The organism is Pyrinomonas sp. (assembly GCF_040289685.1).
In the GTDB taxonomy this organism is placed as follows: Bacteria; Acidobacteriota; Blastocatellia; order Pyrinomonadales; family Pyrinomonadaceae; genus Pyrinomonas.
In genome coordinates this window covers 1-7,088 of the sequence record NZ_PSLQ01000100.1, presented here as the reverse complement: position 1 = coordinate 7,088, position 7,088 = coordinate 1, and the positions used below count along the sequence as shown (strand labels likewise).

General features: G+C 59.1%; 6 protein-coding genes. 5 read left to right on the top strand and 1 reads right to left on the bottom strand.

Features of this window, described 5'->3' with window-relative positions; translation table 11 throughout:
* Nucleotides 1–226 precede the first annotated feature (226 nt).
* From tilS to holA, 5 genes are all read left to right on the top strand, one after another.
* The gene (tilS, locus tag C4334_RS14155) at nt 227–1,306 is read left to right on the top strand and encodes a tRNA lysidine(34) synthetase TilS (RefSeq protein WP_352432738.1); all 1,080 of its coding nucleotides are present in this window, start codon (nt 227–229) and stop codon (nt 1,304–1,306) included.
* Nucleotides 1,307–1,621: 315 nt separating this feature from the next.
* Nucleotides 1,622–3,559 (top strand): ATP-dependent zinc metalloprotease FtsH, encoded by a 1,938-nt coding sequence (gene ftsH, locus C4334_RS14150; RefSeq protein WP_352432737.1) that lies wholly within the window; start codon nt 1,622–1,624, stop codon nt 3,557–3,559.
* Between the two features lie 88 nt (nt 3,560–3,647).
* Complete coding sequence (folP, locus tag C4334_RS14145; RefSeq protein ID WP_352432736.1) at nt 3,648–4,517, top strand: dihydropteroate synthase; 870 nt, start codon at nt 3,648–3,650, stop codon at nt 4,515–4,517.
* Between the two features lie 501 nt (nt 4,518–5,018).
* Entirely contained in the window at nt 5,019–5,585 is a 567-nt protein-coding gene (gene lptE / locus C4334_RS14140) for an LPS assembly lipoprotein LptE (RefSeq protein WP_352432735.1), read from the top strand.
* The gene (gene holA, locus C4334_RS14135) at nt 5,582–6,583 is read left to right on the top strand and encodes a DNA polymerase III subunit delta (protein WP_352432734.1); all 1,002 of its coding nucleotides are present in this window, start codon (nt 5,582–5,584) and stop codon (nt 6,581–6,583) included. The genes lptE and holA overlap by 4 nt, the downstream gene beginning before the upstream one ends.
* A gap of 111 nt (nt 6,584–6,694) precedes the next feature.
* Here holA and rpsT read toward each other — a convergent pair whose 3' ends face one another.
* Complete coding sequence (rpsT, locus tag C4334_RS14130) at nt 6,695–6,964, bottom strand: 30S ribosomal protein S20 (protein ID WP_352432733.1); 270 nt, start codon at nt 6,962–6,964, stop codon at nt 6,695–6,697.
* Between the last annotated feature and the right edge of the window lie 124 nt (nt 6,965–7,088).

The following is a 7,088-nucleotide window of genomic DNA, read 5'->3' as shown; positions in this document are numbered from 1 at the left end:
GCGCTTCGGTCTCTTCCGGTGAAAACAGATCGCGGATGATGGTCCAGCCTTGTTCGGCGAGTTGATCCGTTGCGTTGTCGAACTCCGCTCCGAAGAGCGCGGTCTTCTCATCCACCAGCATGGAGCGCGTCACCTCCGCGTACATGTCAATGGGATGAGCAGTGGTATTCTATCTTGAAAGTGCGAGCGGCAGCAAAACGGCCTGCAAAGGAGGATCTGGCACAGGATGAGCGGGACGAAACCGAGCGAGTTTGCGCGAAAACTCTGGCGCGAGCTTCGGCGCCTAGGTTTGGACGCTGGCCGAAGCGTCATCGCCGTCTCTGGCGGGAGCGACTCGGTCGCGCTGCTGCTGGCGCTAGACGAGTTGATCAAAACGGTCGGATTGCGAATCGAGCCGGTGGTTGCGCACCTGGATCATGCGTTACGCCCGACGAGCGCCGAGGAACGGTCGGCGGTGGCAGAACTGGCTTCTACGCTCGGCTACGAGTGCGAGACGGCGCGCATCGAAGTCGAGCGTTTGGCCGGCGAAAAAGGCGGTAACTTGGAACAAGCGGCTCGCCGTGCGCGGTACGAGTTCCTCGCCGAGACGGCGCGACGATACCATGCCCGTGCCGTCTTGGTCGCGCACACCATGGACGATCAGGCTGAAACCTTTCTGTTGCGATTGATTCGCGGCAGCGGAGCTGAGGGCTTGAGCGGCATGGCGCGCGTGCGGCAGCTTGGGCCGGAAGTCTTGCTTGTGCGTCCGTTGTTGTCTTGGGCGCGCAAAAGCGCGACCGAAAGTTATTGCCGTGCACGTGGCGTCGCTTTCTTCAGCGATCCGTCGAATCGGGATGAGCGGTACGCGCGTGCGCGCGTTCGGCATCAGCTTATTCCGTTGCTGGAGACTTTCAATCCGCGCGTCGTCGAAACGCTCGCGCGCACGGCTGATCTTCTGCGCGAAGATAATGAGGTTTTGGCCGCCGAGGCGACGAACTTGCTCGCGCGCGCAACAGCTTCCGGCGATGGCGCGTCGCCGTTGAACGTGGCGACGCTCGCTGCCGCGCCCACAGCCTTGCGTCGCCGTGCGCTCCGCTTGTGGATCAAACGTCAGCGCGGCGACCTGCGTCGTATCGAGAGCGTGCATATCGCCGCGGTTGACCTTCTGCTTGAAGGCGAACGTGGAGGGCGTGTGGTTGAGCTTCCGGGAGCAAGCATCGTCGAGCGGCGACGCGGCTTGCTCTTTTTCCGACGGAAAAGCGCTGATGTGTCGTCCTCTGTGTCGTCCTCGAGTGAGAATAGGCAGACCGGTCGCTGCGAAAAATGAGGTTGAAAAGGGGCTTGCGGCGGCATAGAATCGATCTTTGCTCCGGTGGATGGCGGCGGCCTCGACCGGTGGCGACGTTGATGAGGCGTTTTTCGGTCTTGCCGAAGAATAATTGGTTGCCGGAGCCTTTCTGTGACGGCTCTTTGAAGTTCGCTGCGAGCTTGCGAATCTTTTGCGAAGCTCTGGTGCTAACGTTACAGAGCACGCAACGACACGCGCCAGCGCGCGCATCATAAGTTTTCGGCCGCACGATGCGGCACGGGGGCGACAGAAAGCGCCGAAATAGGTTATCATCGAACGCGGAGGCAAAAGAGTTTGAGTTCCACAGCGAAACAGATCATCGTTTGGATCCTGATCGTCATGGGCGGACTGTTGCTCTATCGGCTGGTCTCAGGCCCGGTTGGGCGCGACGCTAAGCAACTGCCTATCAGCGATCTCGTCGCCAAAATCGAGCGCAAAGAGGTCACCGAGTTGACGATCAAGCAATCCGAAGTCGTCGCCAGCGACGGCAAACAGTCATGGCGCACGCCTCTGTCCAACGAACAGTTCAAAGCCGAACTGATGAAGCTCGCCTCGGAAGCGAACAAACGCGGTGAGCCGCACATCAGCGTTCAAGAGGAGGTGAGCGGCAACAGTGCCATCCTGATGGGTCTCATCTACTACGGGCCAATACTGCTGCTGATCGGCGTATGGATCTTCATGATGCGCCAGATTCAGGCTGGCGGCAACAAAGCCTTGAGCTTCGGCAAAGCGCGCGCCAAGCTGCTCAACAATCAACAGAAGCGCGTCACGTTCAAAGATGTCGCCGGCGTCGATGAGGCCAAAGAAGAGCTGCAAGAGATCATCGAGTTCCTGAAAGAGCCGCAGAAGTTTCAGAAACTCGGCGGGCGCATTCCGAAGGGCGTCTTGATGGTCGGTCCGCCGGGCACGGGTAAGACCTTGCTTGCGCGTGCCGTGGCAGGCGAAGCCAACGTGCCTTTCTTCTCGATTTCGGGGTCCGATTTCGTCGAGATGTTTGTCGGCGTCGGCGCCAGCCGCGTCCGCGACCTATTCGAACAAGGCAAAAAGAACGCTCCGTGCATCATCTTCATTGATGAGATCGACGCTGTTGGTCGTCACCGCGGCGCCGGACTCGGTGGCGGTCACGACGAGCGGGAGCAGACGTTGAATCAGTTGCTCGTCGAGATGGACGGCTTTGAGTCGAACGACGGCGTGATCATCATGGCTTCGACCAATCGTCCGGACGTGCTTGATCCAGCTTTGCTCCGACCCGGGCGGTTCGACCGACGCGTGGTCGTCTCGCGTCCGGACGTGCGTGGCCGCGAAGGCATCTTGAAAGTGCATACGCGCAAGATCCCTCTAGGCGATGACGTTGACATTTCGGTGATCGCGCGCGGAACGCCTGGGTTTACCGGAGCGGATCTGGCCAATTTGGTCAACGAAGCGGCGTTGAACGCTGCGCGCAACAACCGTAAAGTCGTTACTATGCTCGATTTCGAGTTGGCCAAGGACAAGGTTTTGATGGGCGCTGAGCGCCGCTCCATGGTCATCTCCAACGAGGAGAAGCGCGTCACCGCCTATCACGAAGCCGGCCATGCGCTCGTTGGGTTAAAAGTGCCCAACGCCGATCCGGTCCACAAAGTGACGATCATCCCGCGTGGCATGGCGCTGGGCGTCACGCAGCAGTTGCCCGAAGGTGACCGCCACAACTACACCAAGGAGTACTTGCTCGGTCAAATCGCCATTCTGATGGGCGGGCGCGTCGCCGAGGAAGTCTTCTTGGGGAGCATCACCACAGGCGCATCCAACGATCTCGAACGAGCCACCGAGCTTGCGCGCGCGATGGTTTGCGAATACGGCATGAGCGATCTCGGCCCGCTCACCTTCGGCAAACGCGAAGAGCAGATCTTCTTGGGGCGCGAGATCGCGCAACATCGCGACTTCTCCGAAGATACGGCGATCAAGATCGATCAGGAGGTGAAACGCATTATCACCGAGCAATACGAGCGCGCTAGACGAATCATCACCGAGAACCGCGAAGTGATGATTCGTCTATCGGAAGCGTTGCTCGAGCGCGAAACGCTCGATGCCGTGCAAATTCGACGCATCGTGGCTGGCTTGCCGCTCGATGATGATGAGCCGCCGAGCGAGGATGGCGATTCAACGCCCAAGGTCAAAGAAACAACGGAATCGAGCGCGAAGCTGAAGCCGATCTTGCCGCCGATCACCGGAAGCAATCCAGCGACGGCGTGATGAATGCAGATCGGAAGATGAAGCGAGGCGGAAGTCTGATCAAGGCTTCCGCCTTCGCTTTTGTCGAATGGATTGAACTGCTTCGAAGATGAAAACCGGCTGGAAAACATCGCGGCGCGTGATCCCGTTGGAGGGACGAACGCTCGTCATGGGCATACTGAACGTCACGCCCGATAGCTTCAGCGATGGAGGGCGATTCTTCTCCTCCGAGCAGGCGCTCCGTCATGCTCAGCGCATGATCGAGGAGGGCGCGGATATCATCGACGTGGGCGGAGAATCGACGCGACCCGGCTCCGATCCAATCCCGACGGAAGAGGAACTGAAACGCATTGTGCCGGTCATCGAACGTTTGGCGAAGTCTTTTCAGGTGCCCATCTCGGTGGATACGACCAAAGCCGACGTCGCTCGCGCCGCGCTCGATGCTGGCGCGGAGATCATCAACGACATCTCCGGTCTTCGTTTCGATCGGCGGTTGGCAGACGAAGCGGCACGCTCCGGCGCCGGATTAGTGCTGATGCATTCGCGCGGAGAGCGCGCCACGTTGCATGCGCAACCGCCCGTCGCTGATATCTTCGCAGAAGTATGTGCCGGGTGGCGATGGAGCATTGCCGAAGCTGAAAGGAGCGGCGTCGGGCACGCTTCCATCGTGCTCGATCCGGGCATCGGATTCGGCAAAACTTTGGAGCAGAACGTCGCCTTAGTCGCTTTGTTGGATCGGTTAGCGGCGCAGTTTTCGGATTTCCCGTTGCTTGTCGGAACCTCGCGCAAATCGTTCGTCGGTCGTTTGCTGAACGATGCGCCGGTTGACCAACGCTTACACGGCACGATGGCCACCATCGCGGTCGCCGTCTTTCTCGGCGCCGAGATCGTGCGCGTCCACGATGTACGCGCTGCGGTGGAGACGGCACGCATTGCGGAGGCTTTGCGGCGTGCGCGCCTTTCAAGCGGTGGCGCATGAGCGGCCGTTGAAAGTGGGCGGCGAAAAGACTTGGACGTCGAAGCGCAACGAAACCTAAGATCGCAGCGCCGTCGGTCTATCCCGACGAGAAGACTTGAACTTCGACGGGCAAAGAGACCATATCGTTAAGCAGTAGCTGGCGAAAAGAGGCGCGCTTTGAAAAGTGGAAGGTTCTACGGTCTAAACCTTCTCTGAGCGTTCGCAAGTAGCTGCAAAGAAAGTTCGCTCAGGGCGTCTGCTAGGCTTTGAGGTGCTGGCGACAGCGAGCGGCGAAGCTTCTTTTGAAGAGCGTTCGGAGTCGGCGAGCGTTTGTCGTTCGGGCACCGAGCGTCGTATGCTCTCAAACCGAAGGATCAGAACGGCGCGCCCGTCGGACGCGAAAAGCTTGACCGCGGCGGAAGATCGGTGAAGCTGAAGTTTTCAAGCGAAGATGAGGAGCGATGTCAGAGACCACACGCGACCGGGCAAAGACTTTTTCGGCGGACCGAGCGATGGAAAAAGATGAACGTGAGTAAAGAAAGGGGCTTCTGGCGAACTGCTTGGCGGCTGGCAGCTTTTGCGCTCTCGCTGTTCGTCGTTTCGGGCTTCACGGAGTGTTACAAGCCGGTGACGCGAAACGGCCTGCCAGACCACATACACACCATCGCCGTGCCGGCCTTTCAGAATCAGGCGTTGCGCTATCGCATCGAATCGCGTTTCACGAAAGCCGTGATGGACGAGGTCATTCGGCGCGGGCGTGGGCTGCGCGTGCAGAGCGAGCGCGAGGGGGCCGATGCCGTGATCGATGGAACGGTCAAGAGCTTTTCGTTCTCCAGCGTGTTGCTTGACAACAGCGGGCGCGCGCGCGTTTTCGAGGTGGAAATACGAGCCGCCGTCACCGTGCGCGATCAGGTTGAGAACAAGGTGCTCTACGATAATCAGGATTACGTCTTTCGCGGCGAATTCGAGTTCTCTCAAGACCCGCGCGTCTTCTTCAATGAAGAAGACGCTGCGGTCAACCGCATCGCGCGGCGTTTTGCCGAGAGCTTGGTTTCAACCCTAGTGAATGGATTCGGGGCGATCCGATGAGCCTCTTGACGCGCGAAGAGTTGCGACGCGAATTGAAGAGCGGGCGCCTCGCGCCGCTCTACCTGCTTTACGGCCCTGAAGAATACTTGCGGGAGCGCGCGGCACGCGCCATCAGCGATCTTGCCCTCGCCGATTCTCCGGTGCGCGATTTCAATGAATCGAAGTTCGATCTCGCTGCGGACGACGTGCAACAAGCGATCGCTACCGCACAAGAACTTCCGATGTTGGGCGGACGGCGCGTCGTCTTCATGACGAATTTCGCCCGCTTGCGTGAGGCGGACGAGGCGGCGTTGAGCAGGTACATCGTTCATCCGGCGGAAAGCTCCGTCGTCATCTTCGTCGCTGACGATATAGACAAGAGGAAAAGGTTGAGCAAGCTTCTGCTCGAGCGTTGCGTCGCCGTCGAATTCGCCCCCTTGAAAGACGATGAATCGGTCCAGTGGGCGCGCGCGCGTTTGAAAGAGCTGGGGGCGCTGGCCGATGATCGGACGTTGCATCACATCGTCGCGCTTGTAGGGCCGGGCGTTCGACGGCTGGCGATGGAATTGGAGAAACTGGCGACGGCAGCCTTGCCCGAAGGTCAAATCACCATGGAGCACGTGGAGGCTCTCACCGACAGGTCGCGGGAATCATCGAATTTCGAGTTGGCCGACTACCTCGTTAGGCGAGATCGCAAGCGCGCGCTCAGTATTTTGCATCGCTTGCTCGAAGATGGCGTCGAGCCGGTCATGCTGCTCGGTTTGATCGCCAACAGCTACCATCGGCTGGCGCTCGCCAAAGAGTTGATGGCGCGCGGCGCGCCGACCACAGAAGTCTTTCGCGTCGTTGCGCTGCCTTTCAGTAAGCGCGAAGAGTTTCTCGCTACGGCGCGTCGCACCGATGCACATGCTCTCACGCGCGCGCTGGAGAGAATCGCCGCTGCTGATCTCGCCATTAAGACCTCGCAAGCGACCCCGCAGCTACAATTGGAGATATTGGTTTATGAGCTGACCGCTTGAGCGCAAAAGAACGGGCTGCACACGGCGAAGCGCTCTTCGAAAGCAGCGCGCGTTGTTGCAGCTTGAAGAGCGCTTTCTTATCGCCGCTGCCGTTTGGCTCTTCGGCGAGTCTTAGGCTTGAGCGAGTTGATTGAGGCGCACGGTCAAGCGCGATTTGTAACGCGCTGCAGCGTTGCGATGGAGCACACCTTTTCGCACCGACTTGTCGATGATGGAGATGGTTTGTGGCAAAAGTTGCTGCGCTCCCTTCTGATCGCCCGCAGCGATCGCCGCGCGCAATTTCTTGATCGCTGTGCGCAGACGGCTCCGGTTGCTTCGGTTGATGCGCCGCCGTTTTTCGTTCTGGCGCATCCTCTTTTCTGCAGATCGATGATTAGGCATTGTCGTCTTACCGTTGAATATGGCTTTTTAGCAAAACTGAAAATATAGCTTTGTGTCGTGTGTCTGTCAAGAGCGGTCAACCATCTGGAAAGAGCTTTCGGGCGGACGAACGGCCATTGGTTCG

What these genes read in the sequence shown, in the direction of transcription:
- tilS (WP_352432738.1), top strand. Translation starts at nt 227, where the DNA reads ATGAGCGGGACGAAACCGAGCGAGTTTGCGCGAAAACTCTGGCGCGAG.
- folP (WP_352432736.1), top strand. Translation starts at nt 3,648, where the DNA reads ATGAAAACCGGCTGGAAAACATCGCGGCGCGTGATCCCGTTGGAGGGA.
- lptE (WP_352432735.1), top strand. Translation starts at nt 5,019, where the DNA reads ATGAACGTGAGTAAAGAAAGGGGCTTCTGGCGAACTGCTTGGCGGCTG.
- holA (WP_352432734.1), top strand. Translation starts at nt 5,582, where the DNA reads ATGAGCCTCTTGACGCGCGAAGAGTTGCGACGCGAATTGAAGAGCGGG.
- rpsT (WP_352432733.1), bottom strand. Translation starts at nt 6,964, where the DNA reads ATGCCTAATCATCGATCTGCAGAAAAGAGGATGCGCCAGAACGAAAAA.